Origin of the sequence: Evansella halocellulosilytica, assembly GCF_002335745.1 — a bacterium.
Classification (GTDB): domain Bacteria; phylum Bacillota; class Bacilli; order Bacillales; family Salisediminibacteriaceae; genus Bacillus_CA; species Bacillus_CA halocellulosilytica.
The window spans coordinates 3,475,016-3,494,401 of the sequence record NZ_NIST01000001.1 but is presented as its reverse complement, the minus strand read 5'-3'; the positions used below and the strand labels follow the sequence as shown (position 1 = coordinate 3,494,401).

Here is a 19,386-nt window from a genome sequence, read left to right as displayed (position 1 = left end):
AAAACGACTTTCCAGTGAAATGAGTACATTGCTTCTCGTTTTATATAACCTTCTATAGTTATTTTGATGGTTATATTATGAAGTAGTTGATTCTAACTGTCAATACCTTTTATAATGGTTATAAGAGAAAATTCAAAGAAATATGGCCCGGACTGTTCAAATATTTACGATAAGACAAGGAGAAGTCACATGTCTGATATAAATAAAGATGTACACAAGCATGCTCTCCTCGGTGGACGCTTATGTTTGGATTTTGCCAATACAGTAAGTTGGCACGATAGCAGTGAGAAATCACAGGAGTTGTTGACGAGTTACGAGAAGCTGGTTGACTGGAGTATGCATGCAAATATTCTTAAGGAAGAACAATCGCTTTCACTACTAAAAAAAGCAGAAAATCAACCTTCTAAGGCAAAAGATGTGCTCCAACAAGCTATTGAGCTGCGGGAATCGATTTACGAAATTTTTAGTCTAGTATCAAACAATGAAACACTAGCTTCTATAGATCTTTCTATTTTAAATGAAGCCTTAGGCAATGCTTACGGGATGATGCGAGTAGTCCCTGGTGAAAAAAATTTTTCATTGGAATTTTCGAATTGTGAAGAAGCATTAGACGGAATGCTTCCACCGATTGTTCAATCTGCTATAGACATTCTTATTTCTGAAAAAGAACTAAGTAGAGTGAAAAAGTGTGAAGGGGATCCGTGTGGTTGGCTGTTTTTGGATACAACCCGCAATCGTAGCAGACGTTGGTGTTCGATGGCAGACTGCGGGAATCGTGCAAAAGCAAAGCGATTTTATCATAATAAAAAATGACGGCTGAGGTATAAAAGTATTCTTATATGATGCTCACAATCACAAAAAGCCGTCAAGATCGCCTAAAGTCAAACGATCTTGACGGGCTTTATTTAATGAACACTAGCTTGCTTCATCAACCTCTTCTCCTTTCCCCTCTTCTATTTGATCCCTATCTCCTTTTGTTTGCGGTTTTCCTGTCATGATCAGCTGCATTCGTTCTTCATTCTCAGTCTTTCCAACTTCATTTTCCGCTACGGCAATCAAAAAGTGATTCCCGTTTTGCATATCGAGAATAGCTTCGAACCTACCTCCTTCATCGGATTCGACCGTTTCTAATCGTGTACGGTTTTGTCCTCGTTCCTCGTACACATGTACAGTTGTATTCGGGTCTGCTGTTCCAGTAAGAGCAACCGGACGTTCATTTGTACGACGTTTTGTCTCATCCCATACCGGTGCAGATGGAACTTCTGGCTCTTCGATCTCTGTTTCTGCTTCCATCGTCCATTCAATAGCCTCTACAAACAACTGACGCCCGTCCTCGGTCCAGCCGTAATCGGGGCCAATCATATTTGTAACTGCAAAGCTAGATAAGAATACGTGAAGATGATCTTCTCCTCTAAATTCATAAGAGATTGCATCTCCTTTTTCAGCTTCATCTACAACGAGCTGTCCGATAACTTCGCCTGGCATACCCAAGTAAGTCGCAAAGGGACTTCGCTCACTATGAATGAGAATCACTTCATCATCAAAAGCTTCAAAAATTGGGTGATCTATAGCAACATCTAAGTACACGGCACCTTCGTCATACCCGTGCTGGTTAAGAGACGGTGCGCCATAAACGTCTTTGTAAAGTGGAATTGACCCTTCAGCAACACCGTAAGTACCTAAGAAAATGAGGCTCACTGCTGCTTCGTCAGCTGCATCAACTAAGGCCACCATCTCTTCCTCAGATCCTTTGTTCGAGTTTACAACAATCGTGTTGTATGCTGATAGATCACTAGCTACATCCCAACCTCGCTCTTCAACATATAATTCGTGATCTGCTAGGAAGTTTGCCAACACATCATTTAAATCACCAATGACCGCAAGCTCATAAGGGTGTAGTCCTATATCCATTAGGACATCCTCTCCCTCGATTGTGACGGTTTCATTCACTTCAGCATAGCCTTCACGTACGATTAATAGCTCGTAATCACCGTCCCACAAATTAGCAAACTGGTAGTTCCCTTTTTCATCTGTTTCCATTTCATCGACAATCTCATCTTCAGCTACAGAGCGAAGAGTTACGTTTGCTCCTGCTATGTTGTCTTCTGTTTGATTATTCACGACTTGTCCAGAAAGTGTTGCACCTTCCAATGCTTTAAGAATGATATCGACTTCTACAGTGTCACCGACGTTTTCAACCGTTACTTCTAATTGTGTCGATTCAAACCCTCGTTGTCTTATTTCAAGCGTATACGTGCCTTCACCGACACCAAAACGAAATTGACCGTTGCTTCCTGTATTTGTTTCCATATTATTTTCTAAGATAGAGACCGTTGCACTTGAAACTGCCTCTCCTTCTTCATTCGTTACTTTCCCTCTTATCTCACCTAAGCTCGCGGAAATTCCCCAGTCAATCGCATTCAAGTAAAGTTGTTTTGCGTCATTCGTCCAGCGAGTTTCTGGTGCACCATACGTACTGGCGGCAAATCCACTCATTAAAATGTGGACACTATTCGCTGTCCGGTAACTGTAACCAATACCTTCACCAATGACACCTTTATCAGTGTGGGACAAAGACCCGATTGTTGCTCCACTGTAGTTGTCATAAACGGAATATTGCTGGTTACTCGTTCCATTATTTAAAATTTCAACTTCATCGCCAACATGATAGCCACTAAAAATAGGGTGGCTTTCTTCTACTGTGACATTAATCGCCTGACTTTCAAAGCCTTGACGAACATTTTCAGGATCCCCAAATGTACTTACAAGGTAACGGATCGTGCCACTGCCAAATTGAGACGGGAATAGGATACTCGTTTCTGCTTCATCTGCTGCCTCTACAAAAGCTTCTAACTCATCATCTGACTTTGACAAGTCCTTGTCGTTATAAATGACGAGGGCATAGTTAGCGAGGCTTTCTTGTAGGTCAGCATACTCCCCTCTATCATAGAATGAAAGCTCATACCCTTCGCCTTCTAAAAACTCACTCAACCGATTGTAGTTCAAGGATGTAGCCAAAATCGCAATCGCTTCTGGGTTACCTAGCGCAACCGTTACCTCTGTCTCCTCTCCTGCCACAACGGTAATGTCGTTCAATTGCTCTGGTGAGTAGCCCGCTGCTGTAATTCTTACATTGTATTCACCTTCAGGTAGAGACAAGCTGAAGTCGCCGTTTTCATCGGTCGTTGTCTGTCTCGGGGTTCCGAGCACTTGCACATTCGCTCCTTCAAGCGTATCTCCGGATGAATCGGCTGACACTTGACCGGATAGAACACCGGCATTTTCAGATTGTAAAACGTAAGCCTCTTCATGCTGTTCACCATTATCTACCGTGACTGATACCGTTTTATTAACGTGACCATATGCTGATAACGTCAGCTCATAAGTCCCTTCTTCAAGTCCAAGAAAGAACTCCCCATTTTCATCGGTCATTATCGTTTGCCCCGTCTCACTCACTGACACCTCGCCTGAAACAGCTAATTCCTGATCATTAATTAACGATCCATGAAGCTCACCGACGAGTGCTTCATCTTGCTCAAGGGCATACGTAAGCGCATTTTGAAAAATTGTCTCTCTGTTTTCATCAAATTCATCAAGACCTGGATGCCACGAATGACTGAAGGTCATATTGGCAAGTAAAATTTCAACAGAATCAATTGTCCGTCCTTTATAGCCAACCATCGCTCCGACTCTTTCATCAGAACGATTCAATACATCAGCAATCGTCGTACCTCGGTATCCGTCAAAGGTGTAATAATAGTTGGATCGTGCATTCAATTCAAAGGTTTCTTCCACAGTCAAACCTTCAACTAGAGGATGTTCGTCCAAAACGATACCTTGCATACCTGCTTGTGATCCCCCAGTCACTTCATTAGGATCACCCTCATATTGCTCAAGGAAACGAATACTTCCCCGTCCGCCATGCTGCCCTGTCCATATCACTGGCGTTCTTGATGCATCAAGTTCACTTAGGAACAAATTGAAAACTTCCTCTGAAGGGATTAAATCGTTATTATAGTCAGAGTTTGCGATTACGACATCCACTTCATTCAATTGATCAGTTTCATCATAGAAGAAATGTTCAACGAGATAACCTCTGTCTGTAAGGTATTCGTCTAATGAAACAGCATTTGACGATGTTGTATCAACTATGACACCTACTGTAGGCGATGGTTTTAATTCGAGCTGGAGCTGTTTTTCCTCAGACGGTGAAAGCTCCACACTCAATTCTTTTACTACGTATCCATCTGCTTCAATAACGAAATCATAGTTACCTGGCATCATTCGTGATAGTTCGTAGCTGCCGTTCTCATTACTTGTCGTTTCACGTGGAATATTGATAATGTCAATATGTGCACCGTCAATGGCTTGACCATTTGATTCATCAACGATCACGCCAGAAATACTTGCAGCATCTGCATCAACAACCATCTCGATTGTAAATGGCTCTGTTTCTTCACTTACTTCCACTTCTTGAACAACAGTGTCATAACCATACGCACTAACCTCAATGTGGTACGTTCCTTCGTTAATCGCGATTGAAAATGTACCTGCTTCAGAATTGGTTTCAGTTCCAAACCCTTCGCCAACGACTTCAACAGATGCCAAGAGAGGTTCACCATCTGAATCAGTAACAGTTCCTTGGATCGTATTAAACCGTTCATATGCAGCCCAGATCATCGTCTGAGCTAACAGATCTTTCGCGTTATCTGTGTAATGACCTCCGTGATGAGTGAAGGAAAAGCCGTGTCCTGACATTAACACTTCAACACTGTTTGCGGTTCTCGGTTTGTAAGCTATGCCTAAACCGTACGCTTCCTCTTGGTCTTCATGCTTGATATCAGCTAACGGATATCCACTGTACTCATCAAAATAAGTAACCGAGCTTTGCGACGGAAGCAGCAACTCAATGAATTCATCTGCTTCCCTTCCATTAAAGATTGGATGCTCTTCATGGACTACATACCCTGCAGCAGAAGACGTATCTGACACCTGCTCCCGAACACCCGGATCTCCACGACGTTCTTTCAGTTGGTTTACACCAGACTGTGTCCAATAAGTATCACCAAAGACGAGACTCGTTTCGTATTCATCTGCTCTTTTTAAAAGCTCATTAAGCCTTTCTTGTGCTGGATTTCCTGAGATTTCATTAACGAAAATGACTTCGTAGTTTCCAATTTCGTCAATGGCTTCATTCATCGTCAAATGATCGACCTCAACACCGCGCTCAGCAAAAACAGCTTGGAAGTTCGTCCCCGAAGAGAAATAATCTCCTAAGACGGCCATCTCCGGTACCGGATAAAGCTTTACCGATAGTTCTCCATCTAAACGATTAAGGTCTACCGTTTCCTCATAGCTGAAGAAATCTTCTTTTTCAAACGTCAGTGTGTATTGTTCGTCCGTTAATTCAGAGAATGTGAAGCGACCATTCGACCCGGTCACACTTTCTTCTATCACTTCTTCGTCAAGATCGGTTAACGTTACTTCTACTCCTTCATTCACCTGATTCGTTTGACCATTGACGACCGTTCCGGTAATCGTTCCTCCATCACTGCCACCTAACACGATTTCAAACTCAGATGGCTCACCATGAGAAAAAGTTACTTCCTGAGTGACCGTCTCATAGCCAGGTGCTCGTGTCTCAAGTGTATAGGCCCCCTCGTCATGAAAGACGTTAAACTGCATCAAATCGCCCGCTTCCTCTGGTGAGAAAGTGACGCCAGTTTCTAAAATTTCGAATTGAGCTTCTACTGGTTCCCCAGTTTCATTTTCCACTGTACCCGTCAATTCACCAAATTCAGTATTTAACAAGAAGTCAATGCCATTAAAGAAAATATCCTGTTGTGGGGATAGCCACCCTTGAAGAGGTGAAATCCACGGTGCCGCACCGTGACTTGCCAATAGTAAATGGGCACTATTTTCAGAAACCGCTTGATAAGCAACCCCCGAGCCCATAAACCCTTGCGATGTACTGCCAACACTTGCTAAATGGCGTCCTGTATAGTGATTAAACCAGGCAAAGTCACCAGTACGCTCATAAACTGTGAAGCGATCGCCATTTTCATAGCCTTCAAAAATCGGGTGTTGTTCATCGACTTGAATACGAACACTTCCCGTCCCGAAATGGTGAGCGATCTCTCTTGGGTTGCCGAGATAATTTGTAAGCTGACGAATCGACCCGTAATTTCCTCCCCAAGCATCGGCAAACACAATGCTTACATCTCGTTCCTTCGCAGCATCTACAAGATCTATAAACAACTCTTCATCCGGTTGCCACCCACCAGAACCGTATGCACCGTTTAGAAGTAAAATCTCATATTTTTCTATTTCATCAATGACATCCCACTCTCGTTCTTCAGCTGTATATCCGTTCACGTTAAGCGTCGTTGTCATCTCGGACTCATAATCATTTAAAACAGCAATATCGATCGGTACAAGAGAAACCGTAATCTCCGTCTGTTCACCAGCGGTAATGACAACCTCTTCTTCATAGGTGACATACCCGCCATTCGAGCCTGTGAGCTTATAGATTCCTTCATACATACTGTTAACTTCAAATTCTCCGTCTTTATCGCTTACTCCTTCAACCGGCGTATCCTTAAACGTGAGATTCACCCCTTCAAGAGCCTTTCCATTCTGTTCGTCTACTGCAGAAACAATAACCGAACCTGTACCTGCTTTAGGAAGTTCATAGGATCGTTCTTCTTCATATCCTGAAATGAATGTAACTGTTTCTTCACGCTGTTGATATCCATATTGTCCAACTCGAACTGTATACTCTCCAGGCTCATGGTCCAAACGGAACATTCCATCTTTATCAGCTTCGACTTTCTTTCCAGTTTCTGTAACAAGGGTAAACCCTTCAATTGGTTCTCCAGATGAGGATGTGATCTCTCCTGTTAGTACACCAGGTGCGTCAAAACTATAAATACCCGAACGATGCGGAACAATCAGCCTTCCAGACGTCACAGCAATCCCCGAAGTACTATAATCAGAAAGTGACATATCATACATACGTTCCCCGGTGAGAACATCTAAGCCGTATAAAATACCGTTTGTATTCGTAATGTATAACGTTCCATCGGCTGTAACTGCACCATTATGCAACGACATCCCGACATCACGGTTCACCCACACTTCGTCTCCTGTTTCTCGGTCAAATGCACGAACGACCGGTTGAGCCGCAGAACCAATGACAACAAGATCCTCATAGACAATCGGCGATCCCGCTTGTGTGTCACCGACCGAACTATTTTGCCAAATGGCATTACCAGAAGCCGCATCAATGACATGAAGTGTACCTTGTCCGTTACCAAAGTTTGTACTAGCGACATAGAGTTTGCCGTCTTCATAAACAGGACGTGATGCAAATCCTTGATTTTCTAAAGTGATTTGCCACACTTCTTCTCCATCCTCTAAAGATAGTGCCCTAAGTGTCCGGTTATCATAGCTTCCGATATACAAATAACCTTCTCCGATACTTCCGCCAAAGTAAGTAGGGGAACCTAAAGGTTGCTGCCATCTTATCTCACCACTCTCTGCATCTAACGCAGTCACCACGGCATCATCAGATAGTCCTGAGCTTACATAAACCGTACCATTATCATACAAGGGAGATTCATAGATTGCGGGAGATCCTACATCAACGCTCCACAGCACACGCCCTGTCGTAAGCTCTAATGCATAAATTTGACCATTATTACCGCCCGATAAATAAACAACGCCTTCCTCGATTGTAGGTGAGGAGCGGTTGGTGTTGCCCATTCGCACGCTCCATACTTCATCGCCCGTTCGTTTATCTAACGTCGTAATCCAGCCCCGGTCAGTCACAAACACAACCTTGCCTTCCCCAACAGCCGGGGTGGAAAAGAGAATCTGACCTTTTGAACGATCGTCATAGCTCCACGTTTCAGACAAACGATCGACATCAATCGCATTAGCAGATATGGCATTTCGATTCAAGTTATTGTTCGCGGTTTTCCAATCCCGCTTGGCAGCAGTCTGCTCCGTATGAACGATAATGTCAATTTCCTCGTCGCTTTCTAGTGTTACTTCTACTATTTTCCTAGAAATGCCTTCTCCACTTACATGAAGAACGTAGTCATCTGTAGGTAAATCGGTGATTTCAAATTGACCAGACTGATCGGTTCTAACTGCTGTTAAAGGTGTATCTTCAACCCTAATATAAGCAAAAGCAGCCGGCTCTCCTTCTATTGTCGCAACCGAACCGGATAATGTATGACGAGGTGACGCTTCTAGTGTAAACGCCACGTCCATTTCTTCACCTTGAACGATTGTAACTTCTGTTTCTAACGTTTCATATCCAAAGCTCGCAACCTGCACATCGTAGGTTCCTTCACGAACACTAAAGGAAAATTGTCCTGTTTCGCCTACTTCATATTCCATAGACTGCGCAGGAATACGAACAATCCCTTCAAGCGGATGCCCCTCTTCATCTGACAGCGTTCCTGTTAATTGTCCGGAAAACGAAGCTTCGGTAACGGCTTGATAAATATTCATAATACCGTGACCGTACAAGTCATTCGGTAGTGTCCCCATATGCCCCTCTCCACGAGCTGTAACCTCTAACAACTCAACTACCTCATCGAGTGAGAGCTCCGGCTTTGCTTGGAGTAAAAGCGCAATCGCCCCTGCGACATGCGGGGTTGCCATTGACGTTCCACTAATTGTATTGTACGCCCCCTCTCCGCGAGCGGTCGGCCACGCTGAATATATTTCATGACCCGGAGCAGAAACCTCAGGCTTTAAGTAACGCTTCCGTTCACCGTCTCCATCATCCCAAAACACCGGTCCACGACTTGAAAAACCAGCAATCTGATCATTTACGTCTGTTGCTCCGATCGCAAATGATTCGGGAAAACTTGCCGGTGAACCAATCGTCTCCGAACCTGGTCCGTTATTCCCTGCTGCAAACAATGGGAATATCCCAGCAGCAACCCAAGCTTGAACACCATCGTAAAACTCTGTGTTATACGAATTCGCATTCCCCCATGAGTTATTTACCACATGCGGTGCCATCTCCGGGTCTCCCCCAGGTGCCATAAACCACTCAAACGCTGCGTGAATCGCAGACGTGGTAGTTGATCCTGCATCATTAAATATTTTTGCTGCAATCCATTCTGCTTCAGGTGCAACACCAATAGGCTCTCCGGAACCACCTCCAACAGCAGAGCCAGCTACGTGAGTCCCATGTCCATTACCATCTTGAGGCGTGCCATACCCTTGTCCAGAAAAATCCGCCCACGAATACGTATGGTCACCATCTCGCCCACGGTAATTATGCTTTAATGCTTCATGATCCCCTTCAACACCCGTATCCATTATCCCAACGACAATCCCGTCACCTTTAAGACCATACTCTCCCCACACTTGTGGAGCATTTATTTTCTCTAACCCCCACTCTGGCAATCGCGGCTCGGAGTCCTCAACTGTAATTTCCGGTAATTCAATTTCCCGGTCCAACGTAATCTTCTTCACGTCTTCGCGGTTTTGCAATTCCTTTAACCCATCCTCTGTTACAGAAGCAGCAATCCCGTTAATAATCCAGTACGACTGCTTCACCTCACCATGACCGCGCTCTTCCAACCTTTGAAAAGTCTGCTTAATACCCTGCTGAGAAGCTTTTGCATTATCTTTCAACCTTTCCTGAACAAACTCGATCCGCTCCGAGCGCGAATCTAACCCACGGGCTTGCACGTATAACCCTTCAACCATAGTCTCTTCGGCATCCTTTAAGCGGACAATCACATCCACTGTCTCGCTCTCTTTTAACACATCAGCTACTTCACTTTCTATCTTTTCCGACACACCCACGTCTTCAAAGTCCGGAGTCTCCAACTCAAGGCCTGATAAAACTGTAGCTAATTCATCCTCTTCAACAGCATCTGCTTCATCACTTCCCTCGAAAAAAGTGTCCTCCCGCTCTTTTTCAACCCTCTCATCTTCAGCCTGTAGATCTACAATCTCTCCTTGCTCAGCTCCTGCTAAATTAGGAAATATCGTAGAAAACGTTAGTAGACATACAAAAAACACTAGGATCAACTTCCTTAACACGGCTCCCTCTCGCAAAAAAGCAACCCCCTTCATTATCATTCATTTAAAAATTCTGGAAAAAACGACGATCCCCTCTAAAATTCTGATTTTTCTGATAAAAATAAGCCCGAAGCAATGGTGGAACTGTCGAATTTTAAGAAATGGTGGCATTTAACGAAAGGCATAAGTAAAGACCTGGGTCTAAAAGCATAGTTATGCTGGCATTCACTCTGTTTGTCCAATAATCGATGAATGGGCTATACTATAGAAATAAGTTGTTTAGGAGTAGATCAAAGTGAGCCAATCGAAGAAAGTCATTCGCGAAGAAGTTTGGGGAAACATGGAGAAAGAAAAAGTCGGCCGTTTTCCTTCCCTTTGAAAGATAGAATCCCTGATTTCAAAGGGGCAGAAGCTGCAGCATAACATATCTTTCAACTAGATAGCCCATGTCCTCAGCGTACAGGAATTCAAGTATTTAAGGTTGAAATTTGCTAGCGTACAAAATTCGATATGTTGAAGGAAATGTGATATCAAGCTTTATGAAGGGACAAAAAGACGAGACTGTCACTTTTGGGACAGCCTCTCTACTTTACTAGTTTTTTCCAGAAGCACGTTCATTTTCATCATTTTGAAAGCTACGTTTTTCTTATAAATCGTCAAAGCCATTGTCTTCAGATACTTTTGTGTACTGTCTTGATTTCTGCTCAAAGAAATCTGTTTTTCCACTGTTCATATCTTCATACACTTTGATCCAACGCATTGGATTAGATCGATAACCATCGAATGGTCTTTCAACTCCTAGTTCATTTACCCGTTTATTCGCCATAAATTTAATATAGTTTTCTAAATCAGAAAGAGGTATTCCAGGGAATTTATTACCGATTATATAATTCGCCCATTTTGTTTCGAGCTCTGCTGCTTTAATAAACGTGCTTTGAACGAACTTATCTATTTCTTCGCCTTGAAGTTCTGGAAATTCTTTGCGAACTTCTTTAAAGATATTAGCAAACAAATAAACATGTAATTGTTCATCTCTGTTTATATAATTAATCATCGTTGAAGTAGAGACCATTTTTTGTTCTCTTGCCAAATGATAGAAAAAGCTGAAACCAGAATAAAAATTTAATCCTTCTAATATGACATCATATACGATTGATTGTAAAAATGTCTTCGGTGTTGGATTTTGGACAAAATTTTCGTATCCTTCCGCTATGAAGTCATTACGTTCTCTTAAAACTTCATCATGTTTCCAGTATTCAAAAATTTCATCTTGTTCGCTTTTCTTTACTAGACTTGATAAAACGTAAGAATAGCTTTGGTTATGAACAACTTCTTGGAATGATAATACTGTCATTAAGGCCGATAAACTAGAATCAGTTAAATATCGTGCGACATGCATCGAGTAGTCAGTCTGGATACTATCTAGAAATGCAAGAAGACCGATAATTTTTTTGAAAGATTCCTGCTCTTCATCAGATAGGGTGAGAAATTGCTTCGCATCAGTTGACATATTTATTTCAAACGGTGTCCAAAAGTTGCCTAGCATATTTTTATATAACGGATATGCCCAAGTAAACCTTACATCGTCCCAATTTAGTACGTTCGAACTTTCCCCGTTGATAATTTTTGTTGACGCATTCGGTGCATGTACATCGTATAATTTTCTTTCTTTTAATTTTTCCATTGAAAATCCCCCTCTTGTCACTTAGCTTGAACAACTCTCGCAATCCTCAAGGTTGCTTGAAGTCGATCGAACATAATAAGTTGTTTTTAGCTCGTGACTCCATGCTGTTAAGTGCAAATGTAGCAGCTCTTTTGCTTTAATCGTATTTTGTACGTATAGATTAAAGGATACAGATTGATCAATATGCTTCTGTCTTGCTGCGTTTTGTTTTATGCTCCACTCTTGGTCAATTAGATGAGCTGGCTTATAATACCATGTTGTTTCTGGCGATAAGTCAGGTGCAGTTACTGGTATTTTGTAGTTCTTTTTTTCTTCCGCATATTCTTTATTGAAAATTGGATCAATCGAAGCGGTAGAACCCGCAATGATTGACGTACTTGAATTAGGTGCAACTGCCATTAAATAGCCGTTTCTTAAACCGTGTACTTTTATTTCCTCTTGAAGTCCTTTCCATCTATCTGATTTGTCATGTTTACGCTCAAAATAAGTCCCGTTCTCCCAATCAGAACCTTTAAAATACGAATAAGCTCCCTTTTCTTTTGCAATTTTCATACTAGCTTTAATTGTGTAATATTCGATTTCCTCATATAGTTCATCTGCATATGCGACTGCTTCATCTGACTCCCATTTTATATTATTTATAGCGAGCAAATGATGCCACCCAAATGTTCCTAAGCCAATCGCGCGATATCTGTTATTTGTTAAATGTGCTTGAGGTACATCAAGCGAATTAATATCAATGACATTATCAAGCATTCTTACTTGAATGTTGATTAATCGCTCTAATACGTTCGCTTTTAATGTTCTTACAAGAGCAATCGAACTTAAATTACAAACAACGTAATCGCCTGGTTTTTTACGAGTAATAATCTCTCCATTGTCAATCGTTTCTTCAATGACAGTTGTTGCACTCATATTTTGCATAATTTCTGTACATAAATTTGAAGCATACACCATTCCTTGATGTTTATTTGGATTTGCCCGATTAACGTTATCACGATAAAACATATAAGGTGTACCCGTTTCAAGCTGTGAGATCATTATTCTCTTCATAATGTCAATCGCTGGGACTTTTTCATAAGTTAGTTCATTAGATAACACACATGCTTCATACTTCTCTCTGAAGCTGCCACTCCCTTTTTCTTCATCGTAATAATCTTCTAGTGAAAAGCCCATCACTTCTCTCACTTCATGTGGGTCAAATAAATACCAATCCTCTCTTGACTCCACTTTTTCCATAAAGAGGTCAGGCAAACATACACCGGTAAATAAATCATGTGTTCGTTGTCGTTCATCACCGTTATTTAGTTTTGCATCTAAAAAGGAGAATATATCTTTATGCCACACATCAAGATAAACAGCGATTGCACCTTGACGTTGCCCTAATTGATCGACACTGACTGCGGTGTTATTTAATTGCTTCATCCAAGGGAGTACACCGGATGAATTCCCTTTAAACCCTTTAATCGAACTCCCTTTTGCACGGACCTTCCCTAAATAAATTCCTAGACCTCCCCCGTTTTTACTCACTGTTGCAGCATCAGTATTACTGTCAAAAATTCCGCGGAGACTATCATCAACTGTATCGATAAAGCAGCTGGAAAGTTGCCCGTGAGTTTTACCTGCATTTGCTAACGTTGGTGTTGCAACTGTCATGTATAAATTCGAAAGAGCCCAATAAGCTTCTTTCACTAATTCAAGACGCTGATCTTTTTTTTCGTTCATCATTAATGTCATTGCGATGATGAGGAAACGCTCTTGAGGTAACTCAACAATATTTCCATCATGATCTTTACATAAATAACGATCAGCAATCGTTTTTAGCCCGATATATGTAAACAAATGATCTTTTTCGCTATTTAATTGATTTCCTAACGTACGGATTTCATCTGAACTGTATAATGACATTAATTGATCACTGTATAATTTTTTTTCTGTCAAATATACTAATAAACTGTGAAAGTCATCATAAGCTTTCATACGACGGCTATTTTCGACATTAGTATAAAGTTGAGTTAAAAATAATCGTGCTGCAACAAACGTCCAATCAGACTCCTCAGCAGTCAGTTGATCTAATGCTGTCATGACGATTTGATCAGAAATGTTATGAATACTCGCTAGTTCAATGTTTTTATTTTTTAGCCGCTCGTGAAAATGATCCCATGAAAGTGAGGGATACTGATTTGCTAATTCATTCGTTAATTCAGTTATTCGATTGATAGTTTTTAACATATTGAACACCTGCTTCACTAAAATTTTTAATAAAAAAACCTTCCACTATATGGAAGGTTGAGAATACGGCAATAGAATGTAAAAAACGGATGTTTTTTAATCGTGTCGCCGTTTCAATATCTCACCCCCCGAAGACTAGAAACTTTAGGAAAACAGGTAGGTCTCCTGGCTTATGCTTCATACTACTCTGAACCTTCCCGTATAAGCTGCTTTTATACAAACTTATACAGTGGTCATTCATTTCGTCCACATTTACAGTTGCGGGGACAGCTCCGGAGTTACACCGGATTCCCTATTATGCCTAGAATAGGCGCCTGTTCTTCCTCAATATCGAATTGTAGTTACACTATATATAGTGTAATTTCAAGGAATTAACATCTATATATTGTACTCTATCATACATCTTTTTATTTTTAATTACAATAGGAAAATTTCATTCCTGTTAAAAAAATATTCATGAAAGTAGAGAACCGACACTCAATAAAACAGCTGTATTGTATTTTACAACCACTCTATATAGTAATTCATACTACTAATTATCTTAGTCGTATTTTTCGGTAATCACAACATTGCATTCTAGTTCATTTTCTAGTAAAATTGCAAACTTGTGAGCTGAAATATGTTGTGTATATTTCGTAATTGAAGCATTAGAGAGATCTACATGTAATATGATGTTTTTGAAAGGAGAATTTCTTTGTTTTTATCAGCAGCTGCATTTGAAAGAAAAGAAGATAAAAAGAAAGAAACACTCATTGAGGAATATGATGATCTTGAGTTTCAAATCTTTCGAATGCAAGAAAATATGAAAAAAATCTCGAAAAAATGGAATATATTAGGTATAGACCAAACAAAAGATGATAAATGGGTAATCGTCTATTCAGCAGACGATGGTCATATTTGCAAGATTATGTTGCATAATTGTGAAACACCCTTTAATGGTTCCTGGGATTTTTCGATCCATGCTCAATATGATGAACAAATGAATATAAAGATCGATGACATACGAGGTGAAGAAAACCGCGGGTTCGGATCCATATGTATGAAATTTCTAAAAGAGCATGCGTTAAATCAAAATATCGCATGCATTAAAGGAGATCTCGTTGAGCGCGATTGGGATCACCTCGATCGGTTAGTTCATTTTTATGAAAAGCATCATTTTCATGTGGCCATCGAACACGAAACACAAACTGGCCTTATTTATTGGCAGCCTTCTGTTTAAACTTATAAGGAATATTCGCGGCGATATTCTTTTTTTGCTTTAGCATTCGTAACTATTTTTACAACTATTGTTAACAATAATATAGCAAATGACGAAATGATAAAAATGAAACCAGTTATAAATAAAACCATCCCAATAGTGCTTGGAATCAATAAACTAACAATAAGCTTCATTCCCCCAGTACTCAAAAACGATAAAGGAATCCAATTTGTTTTATATGAAGCAGGTAATTGAGTTTTAGAGAAATAAATAAGGACTGCTTGAACAAATGTAACTGATAACAATAAATACAAAATAAACATTTTACTCACCTCTACTTCGGCCTTTTTTGCAGTATGAACGAAGCAGAACATGTTTAAACGTCATATTATAATAGTGCCGCCAATTAAAGCGGCACTATGCATCATGATCATGCAAAGTTCACTCATGAAAGAACAATTTAACGTTCAAAATCAGCATGGATTTTGCTATGAAGGTACTTCTATTTTTTTTAATAATTGATGAACATTGACGCCTAGATTCTCCATGTGTTGAGTGAGGTAAGCAAAATATTCCTTTGATACTCGGCCTTTAGCCCCTCTTAAAATTTCTATCGCATAATGATCAGGCGGGGTTAATTCATTTTTCTTATTAATGACAGTAAATGATAATACATTAATAAACTGTTTTTCACCGATAGTAATATCGACGAATATCGGACGATACATCCCTGTGTAAACCCCTTCCCTTTCATATAAATATTGTAATGCTTCGTAGGGTAAATAATAGACGATTCCTTCTAACTCTTTCCCCGTTTCAGATATATCCGCTCTACCACCATCAGGACGGTGGATTCGATAGCAGATTTCATAGTTTGGAAGCTTTCCAGCCCCAGTTACATTCGAAAATAGATGATCAACTTCGGCTATTTTCATCCTTTCCATGTCCATACATGAGCCAAAGGCAAAATAATAGAAATAAGGAGTGTTATTTCGTTCAAACTCATATCGTTTCCAATCCCCACTATCTATTTTATTCCTTAGCATCTCATCGTTTTTTTCAGACATATAGTAAACGATCGCTTTATAATCACCTCGATCGGACCTTATACTGCTTATTGTCCTTTCGTATAAATTCTCGTCTCTCCATTGTTCATAGCCTTCTAACATATCAATCGAAGCTAAAAGGATATCATCAACTTCATACAGTTCACCATAGACATTTTCATGACCATTAAAGCGTAAAGCTGGATATCCCGATTCAGTATCGTAAAGCTCGCCCTTTGTTCTAGCTTGCTCTGCAACTAGTGTTGCTCCCTTTAGAAAGTGATGATTCGTGCAATGTTTTCTTAACGTTCCGTAGACAAATAGTAAATGTTTATTCCCCACTGAAAATCTCCCCTTTATTTATAGAGCCCATTTTCGATCAGTTGTAAAAGTAATGGTTAGCCACGGATCAGGATGAAAAGATTGAAGTTTAACTAATAGTTCTTCTCTAACACAGTCTTGGTCGGCAACATGAGATACTTTCGAATGTTTCGTCACGATAAAATCGATATCAATATACATCCCACTGCCTGCTTTCGTAATTCGTACGAATGACTCATTAAAACCATACTTCGCTTCACTATTTTTAACGATTGATTGAATATCTTGACTTATACTTTCGGGTGGAGCCATTCCGATAATTTCTCGTGTATTTGAAATGATAGAGCTTAATGGAACTTTTAGGAAAATAGCTGCAACAATAAATACCATAAAAGGATCGATATATGGAACGATGTATGCATAGTTTGTACCCGCAAGTAATTGAGCTGCGAAGAACCCGATAAAAACTCCTAAGCTTAAATAACCGTCCATTAACCATTGGTTCATTTCAGCTCTTATAAATCCAGTTATTTTCTGTTTGTTTTTTACTTTAATATATATGACGAAGACGAAGCAACCAATTGTCGAAAATATCGAATATATGATTGCTGAATTGAGGGAAACGTCTCTCCCGCCTGAAAACAGGTCAATAACTGCTATAATACCAGCAGATAAAACGATGATCGCAATAATAAAGTATTTGATTAAAATAACGAATGGTTCAATCATTAATTTACCATACGGGAATCGTTTTTGATCGTTTTTACGAATATACTTCGCCGCTAAAAGTGTCATTAAAGATAGTAAAACACTAATAAAGGAGTAGACTCCATCAAATAAGATCATTTGTGAATTTGCAAGGCCCCCCCAAATCAGACCGATTACAGCAAAAATAAGAGCTCCTACTACAGATAAAAGTAAAAATAAATCTTCCATTTTATTTTTCATTATGAACACCTCTCTGAATGACTATCAGTCATTTTTCACCTTAAAAAAATTCCTCATTGTCTATTGAGGAACTTTATTCTTTCAGTGTTTTTTCTAAAAAGATAAACACTTGCCTTTTTAATTCAGATACTTTCTCCTCATTTTGTTCATCGTTGTTTGAGAAATAGTAATTCTCAGCAGTATTTTCAATCGCATTGACAATCATTTTAACGTAATCAAATGTGTGAATATCAATCGAAATTCCATGTTCTTCAATATAAGATGTTAAACGCTGTTCCACCCAATCGTAATACGGTTTATAAATTTCTTCCCATCGATGAAACGAATGGAAAAATGCAATTCCAGAATAACAGAAAATAATCACTTCTTTATATTTGTACGTCATTTCAAATGTGACATCTATCATTACGTTTAACGTTTCAAGGAATGTATGCTCTGATTTGTTACGACTTTTAATTTCGTTCATTTGTTCATTAAAAATTCGTTCTGCGATTGCAGGTATGATTTCGCTTTTAGAAGAAAAGTACAAATAAAACGTCCCTTGAGCGACACCAGCCTCTTTTACAATTTGGGAAACAGCTGTTTTCTCAAAGCCTTTCTCCGTCATCACCTTAATTGCTGAATCAAGTAGCAGTTCATATTTACGTTCCTTATTTTGCAATGGTACTCCCCTCACTTTCGTGACTGACTGTCAGTCATTTTATCATTCCTAATTGCAAAGGTCAAATGTTTGATGTATTTAAGTATGACTCGAAAAGGGAGGGAATATGATGAACTGCATCTAGTTTTCGTAATAGAGAAAAGTAAGATCACGATAACAAAAGTAAAGAAGCCAAGGAAATCTTGACTTCTTTACTACTTTACTCATCTTCATTTATAACTTTATCAAGAATAGTTGTATCGACAAACCCGTCTAAATCAGGCTCTTGATCCATAAATTGTAGGTCATAAGACGCTGTTGCCCACGCTTGTAGAGCATCACCATGTGTTTCAGTTGTAATAACCATACGCTCCCAAGCTTTTTCTAACACATGCTCAGGTAATCTAGATTGAGTTAAATCATAAATTAAATCATTTACTGTTTCTAACGTATCATCTACATTCTCTTGTGCAAATTTAACAGAACGCTGGTGAGCTTTCATCGCTTGCTCCACTACTTCAGGATTCTCCTCTAAAAATTCACTCGTCGTTACGAACACAACACTTGCAAGTTCTTCCCCTAAAAATACTTCATTCCATTCTGTGACAACATTTGCATTATGCTCTTCAACGAGCAACGTTCCCCAAGGTTCAGGTGCTGCTGCTGCATCAATTTGGCCTTGTTCAAACATCGCAACCATACTAGCTGGATTTACGCGTGACTGATGTTCAACTGTTCCACCTAGACGGTTTGATTCTAGTCCAAGTTCTTGTAACATAATTTCTAACTGGACATTATGTGTACATCCATTTCCTGGAGTACAAAATGAACTTCCATCAAAGTCTTCTAACGTATGAATTCCTGAATCTTCACGGGAGACGATTAATGTCGCTCCGTTAGCAGCAGAACCAACGACGACGACATCACCACCAGATAAATAATAATTAATGGCAGGTCCTGGTCCCACATACCCCATATCAATGACGCCCGTATCTAACGCATCTACAAAATCATTGCCGTTAGGATAATTAATAAAGTCAACGTCATATCCTTCAATTTCATCTGCAAAATAACCTTTTTCTTTCCCAATGATCCCTGCAGCATGATCTAAATTCGGGAAATATCCGATATTGATTTCCCCGTCAGATTCATTGCTTTGTGCACCTTCACCACCTGATGTCTCCCCTTCACCACAAGCAGTAAAAACGGCTGTACTTGCGGCTATTAATAATACACCTAACATTTTTTTCATCTATGCTCCTCC

The 19,386-nt window shown here is 39.9% G+C and carries 10 protein-coding genes and 1 riboswitch; of the genes, 2 read left to right on the top strand and 8 right to left on the bottom strand.

What is annotated here, in order from left to right; genetic code table 11:
- Positions 1-189: 189 nt before the first annotated feature.
- Positions 190-813: a CGNR zinc finger domain-containing protein gene (locus tag CD001_RS16695; protein ID WP_096188774.1), complete on the top strand. Its 624-nt coding sequence runs from the start codon at positions 190-192 to the stop codon at positions 811-813.
- Between the two features lie 102 nt (positions 814-915).
- Here CD001_RS16695 and CD001_RS16690 read toward each other — a convergent pair whose 3' ends face one another.
- The 3 genes from CD001_RS16690 to CD001_RS16680 all read right to left on the bottom strand — a co-directional run bounded on the left by CD001_RS16690 (position 916) and on the right by CD001_RS16680 (position 13,969).
- Positions 916-10,053: a carboxypeptidase regulatory-like domain-containing protein gene (locus CD001_RS16690; protein WP_179298790.1), complete on the bottom strand. Its 9,138-nt coding sequence runs from the start codon at positions 10,051-10,053 to the stop codon at positions 916-918.
- A 646-nt stretch (positions 10,054-10,699) separates the two neighbouring features.
- Positions 10,700-11,737 (bottom strand): ribonucleotide-diphosphate reductase subunit beta, encoded by a 1,038-nt coding sequence (locus tag CD001_RS16685; RefSeq protein WP_096188772.1) that lies wholly within the window; start codon positions 11,735-11,737, stop codon positions 10,700-10,702.
- 21 nt (positions 11,738-11,758) lie between these two features.
- The gene (locus CD001_RS16680) at positions 11,759-13,969 is read right to left on the bottom strand and encodes a ribonucleoside-diphosphate reductase subunit alpha (RefSeq protein ID WP_096188771.1); all 2,211 of its coding nucleotides are present in this window, start codon (positions 13,967-13,969) and stop codon (positions 11,759-11,761) included.
- 138 nt (positions 13,970-14,107) lie between these two features.
- Positions 14,108-14,302: riboswitch (cobalamin riboswitch) on the bottom strand.
- A gap of 361 nt (positions 14,303-14,663) precedes the next feature.
- Here CD001_RS16680 and CD001_RS16675 point away from each other — a divergent pair.
- Positions 14,664-15,188, top strand: coding sequence for a hypothetical protein (locus tag CD001_RS16675; RefSeq protein WP_096188770.1), 525 nt, complete (start codon positions 14,664-14,666; stop codon positions 15,186-15,188).
- A gap of 2 nt (positions 15,189-15,190) precedes the next feature.
- Here CD001_RS16675 and CD001_RS16670 read toward each other — a convergent pair whose 3' ends face one another.
- From CD001_RS16670 to CD001_RS16650, 5 genes are all read right to left on the bottom strand, one after another.
- Positions 15,191-15,541: a hypothetical protein gene (locus CD001_RS16670; RefSeq protein WP_142303604.1), complete on the bottom strand. Its 351-nt coding sequence runs from the start codon at positions 15,539-15,541 to the stop codon at positions 15,191-15,193.
- A 114-nt stretch (positions 15,542-15,655) separates the two neighbouring features.
- On the bottom strand, positions 15,656-16,555 hold the full coding sequence (locus CD001_RS16665) for a gamma-glutamylcyclotransferase (protein WP_096188768.1): 900 nt from the start codon (positions 16,553-16,555) through the stop codon (positions 15,656-15,658).
- Between the two features lie 18 nt (positions 16,556-16,573).
- On the bottom strand, positions 16,574-17,482 hold the full coding sequence (locus tag CD001_RS16660) for a cation diffusion facilitator family transporter (RefSeq protein WP_096188767.1): 909 nt from the start codon (positions 17,480-17,482) through the stop codon (positions 16,574-16,576).
- Between the two features lie 73 nt (positions 17,483-17,555).
- Complete coding sequence (locus CD001_RS16655) at positions 17,556-18,143, bottom strand: TetR family transcriptional regulator (RefSeq protein ID WP_096188766.1); 588 nt, start codon at positions 18,141-18,143, stop codon at positions 17,556-17,558.
- A 199-nt stretch (positions 18,144-18,342) separates the two neighbouring features.
- Positions 18,343-19,374, bottom strand: coding sequence for an aliphatic sulfonate ABC transporter substrate-binding protein (locus CD001_RS16650; protein WP_096188765.1), 1,032 nt, complete (start codon positions 19,372-19,374; stop codon positions 18,343-18,345).
- Positions 19,375-19,386 lie beyond the last annotated feature (12 nt).

Excerpts from the sequence above, each read along its gene's own strand:
- CD001_RS16695 (WP_096188774.1), top strand. The coding sequence starts at position 190 with ATGTCTGATATAAATAAAGATGTACACAAGCATGCTCTCCTCGGTGGA.
- CD001_RS16685 (WP_096188772.1), bottom strand. The coding sequence starts at position 11,737 with ATGGAAAAATTAAAAGAAAGAAAATTATACGATGTACATGCACCGAAT.
- CD001_RS16680 (WP_096188771.1), bottom strand. The coding sequence starts at position 13,969 with ATGTTAAAAACTATCAATCGAATAACTGAATTAACGAATGAATTAGCA.
- CD001_RS16670 (WP_142303604.1), bottom strand. The coding sequence starts at position 15,541 with ATGTTCTGCTTCGTTCATACTGCAAAAAAGGCCGAAGTAGAGGTGAGT.
- CD001_RS16660 (WP_096188767.1), bottom strand. The coding sequence starts at position 17,482 with ATGAAAAATAAAATGGAAGATTTATTTTTACTTTTATCTGTAGTAGGA.
- CD001_RS16650 (WP_096188765.1), bottom strand. The coding sequence starts at position 19,374 with ATGAAAAAAATGTTAGGTGTATTATTAATAGCCGCAAGTACAGCCGTT.